The sequence below is a fragment of the uncultured Dialister sp. genome, from assembly GCF_900538805.1.
In the GTDB taxonomy this organism is placed as follows: Bacteria; Bacillota; Negativicutes; order Veillonellales; family Dialisteraceae; genus Dialister.
The window spans coordinates 1-18,867 of the sequence record NZ_UPZP01000013.1; the positions used below are offsets into that span (position 1 = coordinate 1).

General features: G+C 52.1%; 17 protein-coding genes. 3 read left to right on the forward strand and 14 right to left on the reverse strand.

The window, feature by feature from the left end; all coding sequences use genetic code 11:
- Nucleotides 1-187 precede the first annotated feature (187 nt).
- Nucleotides 188-1,141: an L-lactate dehydrogenase gene (locus QZQ29_RS02425; protein ID WP_296959129.1), complete on the reverse strand. Its 954-nt coding sequence runs from the start codon at nucleotides 1,139-1,141 to the stop codon at nucleotides 188-190.
- 299 nt (nucleotides 1,142-1,440) lie between these two features.
- The gene (locus tag QZQ29_RS02430) at nucleotides 1,441-2,184 is read right to left on the reverse strand and encodes a hypothetical protein (protein ID WP_296959132.1); all 744 of its coding nucleotides are present in this window, start codon (nucleotides 2,182-2,184) and stop codon (nucleotides 1,441-1,443) included.
- A 409-nt stretch (nucleotides 2,185-2,593) separates the two neighbouring features.
- On the opposite strand from QZQ29_RS02430, the gene rd reads away from it, so the two are divergent.
- Nucleotides 2,594-2,758 (forward strand): rubredoxin, encoded by a 165-nt coding sequence (gene rd / locus QZQ29_RS02435; RefSeq protein WP_296959134.1) that lies wholly within the window; start codon nucleotides 2,594-2,596, stop codon nucleotides 2,756-2,758.
- A 48-nt stretch (nucleotides 2,759-2,806) separates the two neighbouring features.
- Here the strand turns inward: rd and QZQ29_RS02440 are convergent, their stop codons facing one another.
- The 5 genes from QZQ29_RS02440 to tyrS form a co-directional block, all read right to left on the reverse strand.
- Nucleotides 2,807-3,454: a hypothetical protein gene (locus QZQ29_RS02440; RefSeq protein WP_296959136.1), complete on the reverse strand. Its 648-nt coding sequence runs from the start codon at nucleotides 3,452-3,454 to the stop codon at nucleotides 2,807-2,809.
- Nucleotides 3,455-3,841: 387 nt separating this feature from the next.
- Complete coding sequence (locus QZQ29_RS02445) at nucleotides 3,842-4,459, reverse strand: hypothetical protein (RefSeq protein ID WP_296959139.1); 618 nt, start codon at nucleotides 4,457-4,459, stop codon at nucleotides 3,842-3,844.
- A 14-nt stretch (nucleotides 4,460-4,473) separates the two neighbouring features.
- The gene (locus tag QZQ29_RS02450) at nucleotides 4,474-5,175 is read right to left on the reverse strand and encodes a tRNA threonylcarbamoyladenosine dehydratase (protein ID WP_296959142.1); all 702 of its coding nucleotides are present in this window, start codon (nucleotides 5,173-5,175) and stop codon (nucleotides 4,474-4,476) included.
- Nucleotides 5,175-5,546, reverse strand: coding sequence for a VOC family protein (locus QZQ29_RS02455; protein ID WP_296959146.1), 372 nt, complete (start codon nucleotides 5,544-5,546; stop codon nucleotides 5,175-5,177). The genes QZQ29_RS02450 and QZQ29_RS02455 overlap by 1 nt, the downstream gene beginning before the upstream one ends.
- A gap of 320 nt (nucleotides 5,547-5,866) precedes the next feature.
- Nucleotides 5,867-7,114, reverse strand: a complete 1,248-nt coding sequence (tyrS, locus tag QZQ29_RS02460; RefSeq protein WP_296959149.1) for a tyrosine--tRNA ligase — start codon at nucleotides 7,112-7,114, stop codon at nucleotides 5,867-5,869.
- 208 nt (nucleotides 7,115-7,322) lie between these two features.
- Here tyrS and QZQ29_RS02465 point away from each other — a divergent pair, with 208 nt between their 5' ends.
- Both QZQ29_RS02465 and QZQ29_RS02470 read left to right on the forward strand, forming a co-directional pair.
- Nucleotides 7,323-8,246: a LysR family transcriptional regulator gene (locus QZQ29_RS02465; protein WP_296959151.1), complete on the forward strand. Its 924-nt coding sequence runs from the start codon at nucleotides 7,323-7,325 to the stop codon at nucleotides 8,244-8,246.
- An 86-nt stretch (nucleotides 8,247-8,332) separates the two neighbouring features.
- Nucleotides 8,333-9,304: an NAD(P)-dependent oxidoreductase gene (locus tag QZQ29_RS02470; protein WP_296959153.1), complete on the forward strand. Its 972-nt coding sequence runs from the start codon at nucleotides 8,333-8,335 to the stop codon at nucleotides 9,302-9,304.
- Between the two features lie 121 nt (nucleotides 9,305-9,425).
- Here the strand turns inward: QZQ29_RS02470 and QZQ29_RS02475 are convergent, their stop codons facing one another.
- From QZQ29_RS02475 to tgt, 7 genes are all read right to left on the reverse strand, one after another.
- Nucleotides 9,426-10,550 (reverse strand): 5-methyltetrahydropteroyltriglutamate--homocysteine S-methyltransferase, encoded by a 1,125-nt coding sequence (locus QZQ29_RS02475; RefSeq protein ID WP_296959155.1) that lies wholly within the window; start codon nucleotides 10,548-10,550, stop codon nucleotides 9,426-9,428.
- Between the two features lie 314 nt (nucleotides 10,551-10,864).
- On the reverse strand, nucleotides 10,865-13,921 hold the full coding sequence (locus tag QZQ29_RS02480; RefSeq protein ID WP_296959157.1) for a leucine-rich repeat protein: 3,057 nt from the start codon (nucleotides 13,919-13,921) through the stop codon (nucleotides 10,865-10,867).
- 527 nt (nucleotides 13,922-14,448) lie between these two features.
- On the reverse strand, nucleotides 14,449-15,375 hold the full coding sequence (gene secF, locus QZQ29_RS02485) for a protein translocase subunit SecF (protein WP_296959159.1): 927 nt from the start codon (nucleotides 15,373-15,375) through the stop codon (nucleotides 14,449-14,451).
- Nucleotides 15,375-16,622 (reverse strand): protein translocase subunit SecD, encoded by a 1,248-nt coding sequence (gene secD, locus QZQ29_RS02490; RefSeq protein ID WP_296959162.1) that lies wholly within the window; start codon nucleotides 16,620-16,622, stop codon nucleotides 15,375-15,377. The genes secF and secD overlap by 1 nt, the downstream gene beginning before the upstream one ends.
- A gap of 4 nt (nucleotides 16,623-16,626) precedes the next feature.
- Nucleotides 16,627-17,220 (reverse strand): 5-formyltetrahydrofolate cyclo-ligase, encoded by a 594-nt coding sequence (locus QZQ29_RS02495; RefSeq protein ID WP_296959164.1) that lies wholly within the window; start codon nucleotides 17,218-17,220, stop codon nucleotides 16,627-16,629.
- Nucleotides 17,217-17,696, reverse strand: coding sequence for a preprotein translocase subunit YajC (yajC, locus tag QZQ29_RS02500; RefSeq protein WP_296959167.1), 480 nt, complete (start codon nucleotides 17,694-17,696; stop codon nucleotides 17,217-17,219). Before yajC ends, QZQ29_RS02495 begins: the two co-directional genes overlap by 4 nt.
- A 58-nt stretch (nucleotides 17,697-17,754) precedes the next feature.
- On the reverse strand, nucleotides 17,755-18,864 hold the full coding sequence (gene tgt / locus QZQ29_RS02505) for a tRNA guanosine(34) transglycosylase Tgt (protein WP_296959171.1): 1,110 nt from the start codon (nucleotides 18,862-18,864) through the stop codon (nucleotides 17,755-17,757).
- Between the last annotated feature and the right edge of the window lie 3 nt (nucleotides 18,865-18,867).

Consider the following 18,867-nt stretch of genomic DNA (forward strand, 5'->3'; position numbering starts at 1 on the left):
TTGGCCTCTAGCCTGCCCAATAAGAGGCTTTCCTATTGGCGGCTGACCGGCTTCGGTCGAAATGACAATGAAGCGGGGTGAGTGTTTGCGTCAATTTGTTTCTTGCAGACCTATGATAAGGCGTCTGCCGCCAAATTGTCTAACTATCCGAGGAGAAATCAATCATTTTTTCACAGCCCCTTTTCCGTTACCGGGGAAGGAACTGATTTCCCCTTTCAATATTTCTGTGGATGGTGTCCACACATTCTTTGAACCGTTTCATTTCATCCGTCGTGAGCTGGTACTCCAGCACTTCCTCCACGCCATGGATTCCGATAACCGCCGGCACGCCGCAGAATACATCATGTTCACCGTACTCACCGGAGAGTTCTACAGAGCAGGGAAGAATCCGTTTCTCATCGTGGAAAATAGTCCTCACCAGGGTAGCAGCAGCGGAAGCAATGCCGTACTCCGTACACTGTTTGCCCTGGTAGGTCACCCAGCCGCCTTTGATGGCCTTTTCCTGAACCCTGTCCTTATCGAAAATAAAGCGGGGATCCCTTTCCATCTGGGCCAGGGTCTGGCCATAGAAATTCACCTGGGACCAGGGCACCATCTGGGCGCTTCCATGCTCACCCATCATGAAGGCAAAGAATCCTCTGGCATCAAGGCCGGTCTGGTCGGAAATGGCATGGATAAGGCGGGAGGAATCAAGCAGGGTTCCCGTCCCCACCACCCGGCCCCGGGGCAGTCCGGACAGTTTGGCAATAAGATGGGCAATCACATCGCAGGGATTGGTAATGGTCACAAAAATCCCATCAAATCCCGCTTTCATCACCTTCGGCACATAATCCGCCACCTGGCGCACGCTGTTTTCCAGCTCATCGTCCCGGTTTCCCGTGGCACAGAGGCTCACATCTCCCACTGCGTTAATAATGACATCGCAGTCCTTCAATCCTGCATAATCAGTGACTTTGTACACCGTATGATTGGGCATGTACATGACCGCATCATTCAGGTCCTGGCACTCACTGATGGCCTTCTGCTCCTTCACGTCGCAAAGAAGGATTTCATCAGCAATCCCCATCATTCCCAGACAAAATGCCGCATGGGCACCCACATGTCCAAGTCCTGCTACACCTGCTGATCTTTTCTTTGCCATATGAAAACCTCCTTTTAAATTCCTATCCAAAAGATAGAGTATTGTAGAGAATATATCATGGGTAATGTTTAGAAGTCAAGAGGAGCGGTTCACGCTGTTAAGCATAAGCAATCCAGGTTCAGAGGGTTCAGGGGGTTCAGGGAGTTGTGGTGGCGCCCTGTCGGGCGCAATATATAATGCTTTGCAGCAGGACGCTGCAAAGCAGCCATTTGACATTCCTGCTGCCATTTCGCAATAAAAAACAGCCTCTGAGGAGAATGAATCATTCTTCGCAGAGACTGTTTTGCCAAAATTTTATATTACCTGGCCGCTACAGTAATGGAGTTTCCATGGGTCTGGTTGGCAGGGTCCATGACTTCTTCCAGATTATCCGGAGTTGCTTCCAAATCGGTATCTTCCTTTACAGTAACCACAAATTCCTGTCCCGGATTATAGTAGTAGTTTTTGCCTTTCATGAACAGTCCGCCTACCACTGTTACTGCAGCTGCCACCGCTACCGCTCCGGCGTCCTGACGCCCATGGGCGTTCACATATCCATTGACCGGTACCTTTACACCGTTTATGGTTGCCACATAGGGTACATTAAACTCCAACTTGCCGCCGCGTCCAAACATACCATTTCCATGGGCCTTTACAATGATGCCCTGCACTTCTTCTCCCTGAGGAATCACCACTACATCATTGATAATAGTGTCTTCCATGGTCTTCAGCTTAAAGGTATTTCCGGTCTTAGACTTTTTCGAGCTAATCGGGTCCACCAGTTCAAGCCGTATCTGTGTATCTTTAGGAATATACAGGTCCCCTTCCTGAACGGTGGAAGTCTCCGCTTTTTCCTCCGGATGAAGCGCTGCATTGGCCCTTTCTTTGAAATCGGGCTGTCCTTCTTCCGTATCCGTGTCCTTCTTCTCATTCTGTGCTTCTATCGGTTCGGCAGAAGCCATGATAGCCGGCTCCGTTCCCGTAGGCGCTTCAGCCAGGCTGACCATACCGCCGGGAGTCCCCATTAATAAACATAAACTTAATAAAAGAGCTTCTTTTTTCATATTTAATTCCCCTTTAAATAGAAATAACTAAAACCCTTTACTCTCTCCTTCTGCCCTCCTTCCAATACAATCGATATATATACAGCACTTTATCATCTATCATTTTACTCAGCTTCCTGCCCAAGTCCATACAAAAAATTTATTCTATCTTATATAACAGGGCTCTATAATAAACTGCAGCGTGATGTTACTTCATTCTGCCCCCCGATGCTGTCCTGCGTATATCGGGTACACGCCGACAGTGATTCACCTGTTTATAAATACAGGAGCCATCGAAGGCGGCCAGCGGACAGCGGATAGCCAGCTCTATCTTCTACACTCTTCTATGATAACTATGGTATAATGAATGTAGGTTTATGGCTCTGCCATATGTGATTCCTGCAGAGAGTGCAGGGGAACGGAGGAAATTATGAAGAAGTACATTTGCAAAATCTGCGGATGGATTTATGACGAAGCCCAGGGCGACCCGGACAACGGCATTGAACCGGGCACCAAATTCGAAGACCTGCCGGCTGATTACATCTGCCCCATGTGCGGCGCTGGAAAAGATGAATTCGAAGAATACGAAGGCTGATTTCTGAAATGAAAAGACCCCGCTGCTGCGAGGTCTTTTTTTCACGGCCTATTGATTTTCCGCCTGTCTGTCCTTTTCCTCTTCCTTCACCCGGTCCGCATAGCTGAATACCTTTTCCTTGATTTTAAGTTCCATACTTCCTGCGCCATAGGGTTTGCCGTAGTTCATGCCGGTAATGTCCGCATAGGCTTCCACCGCCTTCTTCTGGGCCAGCACATTTCCCTTCTTATCGTAATAAATCACCGGGCTGGCGATGAAGCAGTCCTTTTCACCAAAATCCACCAGGAAAAGGGAATAGGACACCTCATCCTTATCCACCACACCGTCGCTGCTTTCTTCCACCGCTTTGGCACCGGCTTTTGTAAATTCGTTCTTCACCGTAGCTGTCACCCGCCTTTTTCCATTGCGGGTGGTATCTTTCATGGTATCCTGGTCGAAATAAATGCTGCCGCCGGAACTTTTGGCCACGCCTACCCACTGCAGGTTCTGCAGGGCACCCATGGCGTTTTTGTAGCGGGTCTTCTTTCCGGTCGAAGTTTTTACCACCGCCGGTCTGGTTTTCACCGTCCGGGAATGGGAAATGCCGCCGGAAAGGATACGGCCAAGAATGGAGGAACCATCATAGGCTTCTGCTTCCCCATATACAGGAAGGGCGAGGGACGCCGCCAGAATGACTGTAACCCATTGTTTCTTCATACACTTCACCTCTGCTGAAAATCCGGTAATAATACTTGTTTTTCTTTATTATACTCCTTTTGGGGAGAAATAGTGACTATGAGTTAGGAATGAATTGAAAGACTCAAAGGGTTCAAAGGGTTCAGAGGGTTGTGTTGATACACATTGCTATCATGATAAACAGGAAACTATCCGCCAAAAGTTTCCTGCTGCGTTGATACACATGGCTGTCATGCCGGACAGGAAACTATTTGCGAAAGGTTTCCTACTGTGTTGATACGCAATGCTGTCGTGCCGGACAGGAAACTGTTCGCGAAAGGTTTCCTGCTGCGTTGATACGCAGTGTCCCCATGCCAAACAGGAAACTATCCATTCACATATAAAAAGCAGCGCCAGGCGCTGCTCTTTTTAGTCTGCTCCGGAGTCGGTGATTCTTACGAATCCGCCGCCGAATTTTGTTTTTTTCAGCCAGTTTCCCAGGTTGAACACATGGGTCGTTCCTTCGTCCCAGAGGGTGCAGTAAATGCCGTCGTCCCGTTCTTCCATTTTCACCAAAGGCATCCAGTGCCAGTGGTAGGGAATGGGTTCTCCGCCGCTGTGAAGGTTCAGGAACCCGATGGGGCAGTCCGCTTCAAGGCCTTTCCTGATGAAATCTGCCACCTTGGGAAGTTTCGGCGCCAGGAGGCGGATGGAAGGAATAGGCAGGGCTTCCACCTTTCCTTTAAGGCCCCTTTCCTTCATGTACGCCGTGAGACCTTCCTTCAGCCAGCGGGTCTTATAGAGGCCGTGCATGCGGGGTGTGGCGTATTTCCAGATATCCAGCATAATGGCAAGAGCCTCCTGCCGGTTTTCCACCTTTTTGCCCCACTGCCTCCGTTCAATGTAGGCAGCCATCATGCTGCCTGCCGTGGGACCGCAGCCTGCCAGTTTCTGCCTTTTCTCCGGATACCATTCCTGGTTGTAGCCAAGCACGTCTTTTCCATTTTCCCGAATGGTCACCCAGTCCGGATGACGGATTTCAACCATATTTTTTCCCTTCCTTAGGTAATATCTGCTTCTTTCAAAAGGTTTCTGATGACATAGCCTGCCATCATCATGCCCGACACCGGCGGCACGAAGGAGGTGGACCCCGGCGCATGGCCTTCGCCTATGGGCTTATGGGGCAGCTCCTTGGAGTACACCACCGTCAGATGGCGCACCCGGCGGTCCTTGAGTTCCTTACGCATCTTCCTTGCCAGATGGCACACGGAGGTTTTATTGATATCTGCAATCTGCAGCATTTCCGGGCGAAGCCTGTTGCCGGTGCCCATGGATGAAATTTCCGGAATTTTCAGCTTATAGCAGATTTCCGCAATGGACACTTTCGCCGGTACATCGTCAATGGCGTCGATGATGTAGTCTGCATGAAGATTCTTGATGAAATCCTCATCCCCCGGCCGGTAAAACACAGCCATGGCTTTGGCGTCGCAGGAAGGATTTACACGGTGCGCCCTTTCCACCATGATATCCGCCTTATTTCTACCGATGGTGGTACGGTCCGCCACCAGCTGGCGGTTCAGGTTGGAATCCTCCACGGCGTCCTTGTCAATAAAAATCAAATGGCCCACGCCGGCGCGGACCAGGGCTTCCGCCGCATAGGAGCCTACGCCGCCGATGCCGAAAACGGCCACGGTTTTAGTAGAAAGAAAATCAACGCCCTTTTCTCCGATAATGCGGGCGGTACGTACAAAAATGGGGTCCATCACATATCCTCCGGAATGATTTCAATCCAGTATCCGTCAGGGTCATTGATGAAATAAATACCCATGGCCGGATTTTCAAAACAGATGCAGCCCATGGCCTTATGCTTTTCGTGGGCCGCCTTCATGTCGTCCACATCAAAGGCCAGATGGAATTCATTTTCCCCCAGATTGTAGGGTTCCTTCCGGTCCCTAAGCCAGGTAAGCTCCAGCCTGTGCTTCGTTTTGCCGTCCCCCAGGTAAGCCAGGATAAAGGAGCCGTCCGGAGCCTTGTACTCACCTGTTACCTTGAGTCCCAGGGCTTCTTCATAAAATGCGATGCTCTTCTTCAGATCGAGCACGTTGAAATTGTTGTGGTTAAACGAGAATTTCATACTTCTCTCCTTTTCAAATATAGAAACTTCAATACATTACAGTATAGCACATATAGAAAAAGGTTCAAAGGGTTCAGCGCCCTTTGGGCGCGAAAGGGGGCGCGGCTTCGCCGCGGGTTGTGTAGAAGGGTTGTGTTCGCTTCGCTCAGGGGGCGGAAAAGTTCTTAAGATTGACCGGTCCATTGGGCTGGAGGATTTTCAGGTAACGATTTAATCGGCGTTTCCTTAATCAGTGCTTCCCTAGTCCACTAGTTCACTAGCTCACTAACCCACCAGCCCACTAAAAAAGCCCTCCCAAAGGAGAGCTTTTTACATCAATCTTATTTCACTTCGATGGAGAAGTAGTTCTTTTTGCCTTTCCTGATGATGATGAACTTGCCCTTTGTATTTGGATGGGCGGACACATTGGCTTCCACGTCACGAATCTGCTCACCGTTTACGCGGATGGCACCGTTCTTTACGTCTTCCCTTGCCTGGCGCTTGGATTTTTCCACGCCGCCCTGCACCAGGGCTTCCACGATGTTGATAGGTGCTTCATGTACTTCTCCGCCCTTGGTGTTGCGGAAGGCCCCTTCGATTTCATCGCCCGACAGTTCCTGGATATTGCCGGAGAAGAGTGCCTGGGTCACCTTTTCGGCCTGGGCCAGTCCTTCTTCGCCGTGGACGAAGCGGGTCACTTCCTCTGCCAGCTTCCGCTGGGCACTTCTGTGTTCCGGATGTTCTTCCACTTCTTTTCCCAGAGCGTCGATTTCCTCATGGGAGAGGAAGGTGAAATATTTCAGGTACTTCACCACATCCCGGTCGTCCTGGTTGAACCAGAACTGGTAGAATTCATAGGGAGAGGTCTTCTTCGGATCCAGCCATACAGCGCCGCCGGCGGTTTTGCCGAACTTGGTACCGTCTGCCTTCAGCATGAGGGGGATGGTGAGGCCGAAGGCATCATGCACATCCTCCGTCTTGCGGAGAAGCTCCACGCCGTTGGTGATGTTGCCCCACTGGTCGGCGCCGCCGATCTGGAGCTGCACATTGTACTTGTCGTAGAGCATTTTGAAATCGATGGACTGGAGAATCTGGTAGGAGAATTCGGTGAAGGAAATCCCCGTTTCCAGACGGGAAGCCACCACTTCCTTAGCCAGCATGGTATTGATGTTGAACAGCTTGCCGTAGTCCCTGAGGAATTCCAGAAGGGAAATCTTGGAGAGCCAGTCATAGTTGTTCACCATGGTGAAGCCGTCTTCGCCGAAGAGCCTCTTCATCTGGGCAGTCAAACACTCCGCATTATGCTGGATGGTCTCCTGGGACTGGAGCACCCTTTCCGTTTTCCTGCCGGAGGGGTCCCCGATGGAACCGGTGCCGCCGCCGATAACAATGACCGGATGATGACCGGCCAGCTGGAAACGCTTCAGAATCATGAAAGGAATCAGATGACCGATATGCATGCTGTCGCCGGTGGGGTCAATGCCGCAGTAGAGGGAAATGGATTTCTCCCCTACCAGCTTGTACAACCCTTCCTCATCTGTCTGCTGATTGACAGCGCCACGCCATTTCAGTTCATCAATAATGTTCATCGAACTCCGCCTTTCTTCATTCAATATGTCTGAAATAATCAATATGTATCACTATAACACAATTCGGATAGGATAGATATGGAGAACATAGTTTCCTGCGCCTGATACAAAATTTCTATCATCTATCGTCTATCGTCTCCCCTTTCCGCCGGAGGAAAATCATCCTATAATAAAAGGAAATCCCCATCTTTCCATGAAGGAGAATCCCATGACACTGCAGCAGCTTCGATATGTGATTGCCATCGTGCAGGCAGGCTCGTTCAACATGGCGGCCCGGCAGCTTTTCATTTCCCAGCCCTCCCTTTCCAAGTCCATGGCGGAGCTGGAAAAGGAAATGGGCATCGCCCTCTTCCAGCGCACCAGCCGGGGCACCCTTCTTACGGAGGAAGGGGTGAAATTCCTTTCCTACGCCCGGCAGGTGGTGGAGCAGGCAGACCTTCTGGAAAATGCTTACAAGAAAGGGCCCCCTTTAAAACGGGTCTTTGCGGTATCCTCCCAGCACTACGCCTTCGTGGTGAATGCCTTCGTGGCCCTGGTGAAGGAATACGGACGGGAGAAATACGAATTCACCCTCCGGGAGTCCCGCACTTATGATATTATCGAAGACGTGCGGCTGGGGCGGAGCGAACTGGGCATTCTCTTTCTTGACCATTTCCGGGAAAGCGTGCTCCTCCATATCCTGAAGGAAGCGGACATGGAATTTCGTCCCCTCTTCAAAGCGCCGGTACACGTATTTCTCAGCCGCCGCCACCCCCTGGCCTCCCGCTCCAAAGTCACCCTGGAGGACCTTCTCCCCTATCCCCGTCTCACCTATGAACAGGGCATCCACAACTCCCTCTACTTTTCCGAAGAGCCCCTCATCCAGGAGTACAGCCCCAAAAACATCGTAGTCACCGACAGGGCCACTCTTTTCAACCTGCTCATTGGCCTTGACGGCTACACCATCTGCTCCGGCATTCTAAGCGAAGACCTGAACGGCACGGACATCCTCTCGCTCCCGCTGGAGAGCAGCGAGGAAATGACCCTGGGCTGCATCACTCTCAAAGGCACTGTCCTCCGCGGCATGGCTGCCCGGTACATGGACCATCTGGAATCCTACATCAGCCATCTGGAAGGAATCACGCTGCCCTGAACGGGGCAGATGTAAAAGAAGCACTGCCGATTCCTTTCGCAGCCTCATCTGAATTACCTATACCTATAAATCAAGGAGTAAAAACCATGAACATTGTCATTGCACCGTCCATCAAAGAAACCTATGAAAAAGATATTCTCTCCCTCTTCCCGGACGCTTCCATTTCCTGGCTGGAAGAATTGGATGAAAAAGAAAGAAAAGAGGCCCTGAAAAAGGCGGACATTGTGCTTTCCCGAAATATTGTGGGAGACATCAGGAAAGATGAAATCCCCCTCCTCTCCAGGCCATCCATGGTGCAGACCACCAGGACCGGCGTGGACCATCTGGATTTCAAAAAGCTGCCGGAAAACATCCGCCTCTACTGCAATTCCGGCGGCTGGGCAAGGGGCATTGCAGAGTCCGCCTGCGGCATGATTATCGCCCTGAACCGCTGCCTTCGGGAACAGCTCCATGATCTGCAGCAGGGAGAATTCCATATCCTTGGCTACCACCAGAAACTCCTTTCCGAACAGACCGTGCTCATCGCAGGTTTCGGCGGCATCGGACAGGCGGTGGCCGAAGTACTCTTTCCCTTCCACTGCCGCCTTGCCGCCATCTCCCGCCGCCGGCCAAAGTCCCCTCTCCTTGACAAAGCCTATACCATGGAAGAACTGGAAGAGGCAGTGAAGAAAGCGGACGTACTGGTGCTTGCCCTGCCGCTTACAAAGGAAACGGAGGGAATCATAAGCCGCCATATTCTCTCCCTCATGAAGGATGATGCCATGATTGTGGATGTCGCCCGGGCCCATCTCATTGAGAGAGAGGCCCTTTGGGAAAAAGTGAAGACCTGCCCCCATTTCCATGTGGCCATGGATGTGTGGTGGGAAGAAAATGAAGCGTACCCCAGGAATGGCGACCCTCTCCTTGCCTTCCCCAACGTCATCGGCAGCGCCCACAATGCAGAAATGAGCCGCACCGCCCACCGGGAAGCCCTCATGAACGCCCTCGAAAACATCCGTGCCTTTATGGACGGAAAGCCGGTGAAGGGAAAGGTGAACAGGGAAGAGTATAGAAGATAGAAATTAGAAGATAGATGATAGATAATAGAAGATAGAAGATAGAATTGAGATTTTGAGGTTTGAGCAATAAAAAGCAGGCCATTCCACGGGATGAGCCTGCTTTTTCATTGGTCATTCTATTTCATGCGTCCTGCCAGACCTCTTCCGCCACCTGGCAGACCAGGCGGATTTTGGCCCACTGTTCTTCTTCGGTGAGGATATTCCCTTCTTCCGTGGAAGCGAATCCGCACTGGGGGCTGAGGCAGAGGTGGTCCAGGGGCACATAGGCGGAGGCTTCTTTGATTCTTGCCTTCAGGTCCTCCGGATTTTCCAGGGCCGCAGTTTTGCTGGTAATGAGTCCCAGCACCACTTTCTGTCCATTGATAAAGCGGAGGGGTTTGAAATCGCCGGCCCGGTCACTGTCGTATTCCAGGAAGAAGCCATCCACATGGCAGGAGCCAAAGAGAATTTCCGCCACCGGTTCATAGCCGCCGGAGGAGAACCAGGTGGAGCGGAAGTTGCCGCGGCAGATGTGCATGGTGATGGTCAAATCGTCCGGCTTATCCCGAAGGATTTCATTCAGCACTTCCACATATTTCCTCTTGATATGCTCCAAATCCGCGCCCCTTGCCCGGTAAGCATCGGTTTTTTCCTTGGAGCAGAATTCGCCCCAGGAGGTATCGTCAAACTGCAGGTACCGGCAGCCTTCATCGTAGAAAGCCTTCACCGCCTTCCGGTAGGTGCTGATGATATCCTGGAAAAGGACGTCTTCCTTTCCTGCATACAGATCCGGCAGCTTCGGATTTTCTTCCCGCACGCAGGTCATGAGGTGAAGCATGGAGGGAGAGGGAATGGTCATCTTGGCCACATGGTCTTCATCTTCCAGAGATTTCAGGAAACGGAAATGGGCAAGGAAGGGATGGTCTTTCGGGAAATCCAGCTCCCCTGTAATGCGGAAAGTGGTGGCCTTGGGCTGCTTTCCTTCAAAATGGACGGACCATGCCTTCGCCGCCACCTGCTCACAGCCCGTCAGAGCTGCCAGGAAATCCAGATGCCAGAAGGAGCGGCGGAACTCTCCGTCCGTAAAGTCGCGGAGGCCATTGGCCTTTTCCTTCTCCACCAGGATGCGGATTTCCCTGTCCTCCACCGCCTTAAGCTCCCTGGCGGAAATCCGCCCTTCCTCAAAGGCAGCCCGCGCATCCTTCAGCGCCTGCGGTCTTAAAAAGCTGCCTACTATATCTTTGCGAAATGGAATCTTCTTCGTCATATGTTTTGCCTCCTGTGATTTCTGATGGGTTTATCCTACCATAGAAAGCGCGATATGCGTTAATATATGAAAATCATGGGTAGATATAGTTTGAAGTTATAGCCAACATGAAAGGGGACGCTTTCGCGTCCCCGGGTTCAAAAGGTTCAGAAGGTTCAAAGGGTTCAGAGGGTGGTGGTATCACCGCCTACAGCGGTGAAGAATATAGGTCGCTTCGCGGCCGACCTTATACTCTATCTTTCCTGCTTCACACTTGCGGGAAGAAATTCCACGGTAAGCGGATAGCGGATAGCGGATAGCGGATAGCGGCCCCCCTAATCCCAGCATTCCACGGGAATGCCGTTTTCCATGCAGTAGGTATAGGCGGAGCTGTCTCTTTCGCATCTCACGGTGACCGGCGTATTTTTGAATACGTTTTTCCCTATCCCCCGAAGGTTTGAGGGGAGTGTGATGGTCCTAAGATTCGGGCAGTCTGCAAAGGCTTCATCTTCCAGCCGGTACAGATAATTTCCCAGTTCCACATAGGTCAGTGCCCAGCAGCCCTTAAAGGCGCCGGCCCATACTTCCCGCACCTTTTCCCCGTAGAAAGCAATGAGCTCGGAAGAAGCGAAGGCATTTTCACCGATGTATTCAATATTTGTACCGCCGTTCACGTAGAGGAGAGCTGCATGGAGGCAGGTGTCGGTGCAGATGTAATTGTGGAAGCCCATGGACCAGGGATAAATGAGGATATTCCGTTTTCCGTCTTTCGATGTATACACCGGCTGTTGGGGATTCTCCCTGATGGCTTCGGCCATGGCTTCCCGGTCATAGTCTCCGTTCTTTTCCGCCTGGATTCTTATGAAATAGATTCGTCTGCCCCTGTCTTCCATTTCCTTTCCATGGCTGTCCACCGGAATGCCGCGGATACTCGCGGCAGCCGGTGCAATGCGCTTGAAATCGTCCAGGAATCCGCTCTGGCTGTAGAATTTGGAATCATTGTAAATGCGCCAGTGATTTTTAGCCCAGCCCTTCAATTTCCACTGCTCCTCTTCCGCTTCCCTTGCAAGGGGTGATTTTTCTCCCTTCAGGAAATAGGGAATATGGTTTTCCCGGCAGTAGGTTTCCCAGGCGCTTCCCGGCAGGCAGCACACCGTGATTTCATCACCTTCAAAGACCCCTTCCCCGATGCGGCAGTCCTTCTGGAGAAGTTCCATGAAATGGAGGTCCCGGCAGTGGGCAAAGGCATGGTCTCCCACAGAGGAAAGAGAAGATGGCAGCTCTGCCTTGGCCAGGTAAAGCAGTCCTTCAAAGGCACGGGCCCCGATCGTTTCAAGGCCCTCATCCGCCTTCATCTGATACAGGGTGGATTTTTGGAAACAGGATTCCCCGATTTCTTTGATATCCCCCTTCAGATGGAGATAGCAGATGGGCGCTCTGGTGAAGGCACCCCGGTCCAGTTTCGTATAGAAAGCGGCTTCTCCGTTTTCCGGAACGTGGATGACTTCTGGAAAGCGGTCATCATCCTCTTCCATGAGCTTTGAAATATCCGGAAGGAGCCGCCTGTATTCCACCGGCAGGTCCGGGTGTTCTTTAGCGGAAATGATATGCCTGGCGCCTTCCATCGTAAAAATGGTGGTATGACTTTCCAGAAGGTCTCTTTCTTCCATATATTCATAGGCCCTGCCGGCAAGAGGAATATCAAGCCGTACTTCCGATTTCCGGTCCTCATCATCCTCCACCATGGTTTCCGGCGAAAGTTCCACCACCATTTTCCCCTCTGCCGCAGAAAGGGGATACACCGACACGGAGGAAGGGATGGAAAGTTTCTTCAAAGAAGGCAGGCGGTAAAAAGCGTGTCTGCCGATGGTCCTAAGGCTCTTTGGCAGTCTGATTTCCTTCAGGTTTCTGCAGTAGCAGAAGCCGTAGTCCGAAATGGCCGTCACCCCTTCCGGAACTATAATAGATTCATCGTCCCGGTGGTAGAAATAGAAAGAAGGAATGGTGCCTCCTTCTCCTATATCCCCGGATTTTCCCTTCTGAATGACAATTTCTTCCGTTTCCTTCTTTAATTCATCCATAAGGTCATAGGGAAATCTTGTTTCCACGCCCTCCAGGGCAGCAGCAATGTCTCCTGCCTGGGGAAGAAGCTCCCGGTCCATGATTTCATCAAGCGCCTGACCTCCTTCCTTTATCCGCCTGAGGAGCGCAGAAAGAGGAAGTCCCCTCTGCTTTTCGTAAGACGCAAGCACCGCCATGGAAAGTTCGTACTTCACCTTTTCCAAAGCCCCCGCAAGGCCGAAGGCTTCGGCTATGCGGTCGGCTGTGCCGTCTTTGTCCCTGCCGAAGGCATAAAAGAGCTTGTAGGAAAGCATATCGCAGGGATTATGGGCCAGGGCATAGGCTGCCCCCTCCTTCCAGCGTCCTTTTTCCAGCTCTCCATTTTGGATGGCGGAAAGGATCCGCGCCGGCACTCCGATGTCCTTCTCATCCAAAGGCAGGAGGTTCAGCCGATCCGCTGCATCCATCACCAGGGCTCCTGCTGCTTTTCGATAGGCCGCCATAAAGGATTTCATGAGGTCCTCCGATGCATAAAGGTCCTCCAGCGCCCGCCTTTCCTGGCTGTTCGTAAAGGCATTGCCAATGGCATTGAAGAGGCTGTGGCCTGCACCGATGACCAGATTGGCAATGCCGGCGGTAATCATGCCTTCAATGGCGCCGCCTATACCGAAACCGCCGCCCATAATCCGGCCTCTGTATTCCCTGCGGAGCTCCCGGTACTTCCGGGCCGCCTCGGCGCTGCCTGTAATTTCTCCCACCTTCCCCAGAAGAAACTCGATGAAATCCTGCCAGGCATCCAATGCAGAAGGGGCCCCTTCCTTTGTGTCCCTGGCCATGAAATTTTGGAATTCCAAACCGTAAATGCCCCGGCCCATGAGGAGGGACGATTCCTTTTTAAAGAGACTTCCAAAGAGCTCCGTCACCGCTTTTTCATCGGAAACAAATTGAAGAAGTCCCTTCACATCTCCCTCACCCAGGTAAATGCGCCTCAGCTCCTCCGTAGTCTTTGCTTCAGCCATCATGACCTTGAACAGACGGAAAAACCCCACCTGCCGCTCATCGTATTCAAAATGGCAGCCGTCCATATCAAAAGCATAGACACCCCTTTCCCCGTCATGGAAAGGACGGAGAGATTCGCTGTCGTCTTCAGGAGAACAGAAAATAGGATAAATTTTTTCTTCCTTCTTCTCATTCACCTTCTTCAAAAGATCATCCAAAGAAAGGCCCTCCGTAGATGAAGACCCTTCCGCCGAAGAAGGCACCGGCGTCCCGCAGTGGGGGCAGAATTTCGAACCATCAGGCAGCGGTTTTCCGCAGTTCATGCAAAACATGGCAATCCTCCTCTGAAATCACAGGTTTCTTATATGTATTTTACTACTCACCGCAGGGGATGTCACATGATAGAAGAGTCACTCTGCGTTGGAAAACTATATTTTCAAATGCAAGTGGGTTCAAAGGGTTCAGAAGGCGGTGGTATCGATGATAGTCGGTTACGGGATGAATGTTCCCCTGCGCGTCATTCTAAGGAAGCACTGATTAATTCATAGAGTCTGCTTTTATAAGAATTTTTATGCACTGCTTCGTCATGGGGCTCCTTAAATAGCTCGCTATTCGCGTCGCCCCATTCCTTGCATTGCATAAAATTTCAAGAATAAAAGCAGACAGTGATTTAATCAGCGCTTCCCTAAGCGTCAGCGAAGAATCTCGGTACATGGAGCATTTGAGACAATCGCCGTAAATTCCAGTCGGCAGGAAGGAGCCGCCGTCTATCATCTATCATCTATCTTCTATCTTCTTTCGTCTATCGTCTCCCCACAAAAAAAGACCTCCCTTAAAGGGAAGTCTTTTACTGTGCCTATCAGGCTTTTGCTTTTTTCGCCTTCACCACATGGGGTTCATTTCTCTGGCTGTGAAGGTGTTCATGCCAGGTCACCCAGATGCTGGATGCCACGCAGATGGAGGAATAGGCGCCGGAGATGAAGCCGATGAGCATGACCAGGGCGAAGTTCTTTGTGGTGTCCCCGCCGAAGAAGTAAAGGGATGCCACGCAGAAGAGGGTGGTGGTCAGGGTGTAGAGGGAGCGGCGGATGGTCTGGTGAATGGAATCGTTCGCCAGGGTAGCAAAGCTGTCGGTCCTTCTGTGGGTGTGAAGGTTTTCACGGATTCGGTCGAAAATAACCACCGATTCGTTCATGGAGTAGCCAAGAACGGTGAGAATGGCCGCCAGGAAGGAGGCGTCCACTTCCAGATGGAAGAAGGCGAAGACCCCCAGTACCATGAGAATATCATGGCAGATGGCCACAATGGCGGAAATGGCGATTCTGTGTTCAAAGCGAATGGACATGTAGAGAATCATGGCACCGAAGGAAATGAGCACGTTCAAGAGTGTGCTCTTGGTCACTTCAGAGCCGATGACGGCGCCTACCGTTTCGATACGCTTCACTTCCGCGCCGCCTACCTTGTCATTCACATGGGACACCACGGTCTGTGCTTCCTCTGAGGACAGGTTTCTGGTGCGGATAATCACGTCGTCCCCGGATTCACCGGAAATGTTGCCGGAAAGCTGGATGGTGGAGGTCTGCAGGCCGTCCTGGCGGAGGCCGTCACGGACCTGCTCTACGGTGACCGGCTGGGAGAAGCCCAGTTCCAGAATGGTGCCACCAGTGAAATCGATGCCCCAGTTGAAGCGGAACATGATGATGGAAATAATGGAGAGTACCACGAGGATGCCGGAGAAGGTAAACCAGATTTTTTTATGGCCGATGAAATCGAAATTCTTAAACATTATCTGTCATACCCCCTTTTCCCGCCGAACCACCAGGGATTATGAATCCAGCTGGCATCAATGAGGAGCATGAGGAGGGTACGGCTTACGGTAATGGCGGTAAACATGGAAACTGCCACGCCCAGTCCCAGGGAGAAGGCAAAGCCCTTCACCGTAGCGCTGCCCAGGAAGAAGAGGATGCAGGAGGTGATGATGACGGTCATGTTCGCATCGAAAATGGTGACGAAGGCCCGTTTGAAACCGGCCTGCACCGCCAGACGGAGAATCTTGCCCGCTGCGATTTCTTCCTTGAATCGTTCAAATATAAGCACGTTGGCATCCACCGCCATACCGACCGACAAGATAACGCCGGCGATACTGGGGAGGGTGAGGGTGGCATGAAGGAGATTCAGCACGCCCAGAAGGATGAGCACGTAAACCAGGAGGGCCGTATCGGCTACAAAGCCGGCCATGCGGTAGACGCCCATCATGAAGAGAACAACCAGGGAAATGCCGATGGTAAAGGCTACCACCGATTTATCCTTGGAATCCTGTCCAAGAGAGGGTCCTACGGTTCTGACTTCCAGCACCGAGACCTTCACCGGAAGGGCGCCGCTTCGAAGGAGGATGGCCAGGTCCTTGGCTTCTTCCAGGGTGCGCTGGCCGGTAATGACGGCGGAACCGCCGGTGATGGCCTCATTCACCACAGGGTTGGTGAGGAGTTCACCGTCCAGGTAAATGCCGATGTGGCGGCCGATGTTGGCGGCGGTTAAGTCGCCGAACTTTTTGCCCCCTTCATCGGTGAACTGGAGAGCTACCAGGGGCTGCTTGTTCTGTCCCATTTCTTCCTTGGCATTCTTCAGGTCTTCGCCGGTGAGCTTCACATTGCCCTCTTCATCCTTGAATTCGAGGACAGCGGTCTTACCGATGGTTTCGATGGCCTTCTGGGGATCCCTTTCACCGGGGAGTTCGATGATAATACGGTTGGAACCTTCCCGCTGGATAATCGGTTCCGTCAGGCCCATTTCATTGACACGCTTCTGCATGATATTGATGACCTGGGTAATGGCCTCGGGGGTCACCTTGTTCTGGGGCGTATCTTCCGCCTGCATGACGATATGAGTACCGCCTTGCAGGTCCAGGCCCTGACGGATATGGCCCGCCAGCGGCCCCACGGCGGCGGCAAACACGCCGATAATGGCGAGAATCACCACCCAGAAACGGATAAGAGCTCCCTTTCTCAGGGGAGCTTTCCTTTTTGTTTCCAAAACTTCAACCTCTTTTCGTTACAATGATACCTTTATCGGTAACGATTTTGGCCATCCTCTGATCAAAGGGCTCAGAAGGAATGGCTTCCGCTATCTGGAAATCCCAGAGAGCGGCCACTCTTTTTTCATAGGGTACGCGGGTAAGGTAGCGGTCATAATAACCCGCTCCCATGCCCAGTCGGTTTCCTTCCCTGTCGCAGGCCACGCCGGGCACCAGCACCAGGTCTAATGCCTCCGGAGAGATGGTGTCATAGCCCTTCGGCAGGTCGCGGAGCCCCAGGGGGCCCTTCACGAAATGGTCCATATCAAGGAGCCGTCCTGCTTCCATCTGCCTTTCCGGCAGACATACCGGCACGTACACTTCCTTCCCCTCAGAAAGGGCCTCTGAAATGAGACCGTCCAGGTTGGACTCCCCTTTCATGGCAAGAAAAGCCATAATGCGCTTAGCCTTCCGGTATTCCGGAAGGGAAAGAATCCGCTCCGTGAGGCAGCGTGCTTTTTCTTCTGCCTCATCATCAGAAAGAGCCCGCCTGAGGGCGAGCATCTTCCGGCGGATTTCCTTTTTCACTTCGGAAGAGGAAATATCCGTCTCTTTCATTTTTTTGCCTCGTTTTTGGACTTGTCAGCCTTGGGAGCTTCTCCCTTGTCATCCACTTCCACTTCTTCTTCGATGACTTCGGTGCCCGCATCTTTAGGATCGTCCACTTCTACCACTTCTTCCACCACCTGGGTTTCCGGTTCATCCTTCTTGGACTTCTTGTCCTGCGGGATTACTTCTTCCACCGGTGCTTCGCCTACTGCAGGCTTGCCTTCAAAGTGCTGGATAGCGGATTTTTCAACCTTTACGATGACCTTCGGCGCAATTTCCAGTTCCACGTACTTATCACGGAGAACTTTAATGGTGCCGTGAACGCCGCCGGACGTCACCACCTTGTCTCCCTTCTTCAGGGACAGGAGGAAACGGCCTCTTTCCAGCTTCATCTTTTTGGTGGGGCGGTACATGAAGAAATACATGATAGCCACCAGAATAAGGAAAGGCCATACTAGGCTCAGGATATTCATTGCTTGTTCCACTTACATTTCACCTCCAACAGATATAGCTTCATTTTAGCATAAAACAAATAGGATGTCTTTATCTTTTATAATTTGCCATGAAATTTTCGCGGAATTCCGTAAAGTTTCCGTCAATAATGGCCTGTCTCATGTCCCGCATGAACTGCAGGAGGAAATAGAGATTGTGAATGGTCACCAGCCGGAAAGCCAGAAGCTCTTCGGACTTATAAAGATGACGAATGTAGGCCCGGCTGTAATGGGTGCAGGTATAGCAGTGGCATCCCTCTTCCAGGGGAGCCCAATCCTTTTCGTATTTCTTATTCTTCATGTTCATGCGGCCGGTGTGCACCATAGCCATGCCGTTTCGGGCCACCCTGGTGGGGAAGACGCAGTCAAACATGTCCACGCCTCTTGCCACCCCTTCCACCAGGCAGTCCGGCGTGCCCACGCCCATGAGGTAGCGGGCCTTGTTCACCGGCAGGAACTGGGTGGTGTACTCCAGGATTTCATACATCAGGTCGTGAGGTTCGCCCACGGAAAGGCCGCCGATGGCCATGCCGTCGAAGGGCATGGCGGAAATTTCCTCGGCGCTCCTTCTTCTCAAATCCTTGTACATGCCGCCCTGCACGATGCCGAACATGCCCCGGTCCGTGCGGGTGTGGGCCTTGATGCACCGTTCCGCCCAGCGGGTGGTGCGGGCGGTGGAGTGGTCCGCATAGTCGTAGTCCGCCGGATAGGGAATGCATTCGTCAAAGGCCATGGCAATGTCGCTTCCCAGGTCCTCCTGGGCATGGATGGATACTTCCGGAGAAAGAAACTGTTTTGACCCGTCCAGGAAGGAGCGGAAATGGACGCCCTCTTCCGTAATCTTTCGCATGGCCCCCAAGCTGAATACCTGGAATCCGCCGGAATCGGTAAGGATGCCCTTGTGCCAGTTCATGAAATCATGAAGGCCGCCGGCTTCCCGGATCAGCTCCGTGCCGGGACGGAGGAAAAGATGGTAGGTGTTGGACAGGATAATCTGGGCCCCCATGTCCTCCAGTTCCTCCGGCGTCACCGTCTTTACCGTGGCCTGGGTGCCTACGGGCATGAACATGGGTGTCTTGAAGGTACCGTGGGGCGTGTGGAGAAGGCCGGCGCGGGCGCCGGTTTTCTTATCCTCCGCAATGAGTTCGTAGTTGATAACCATAGC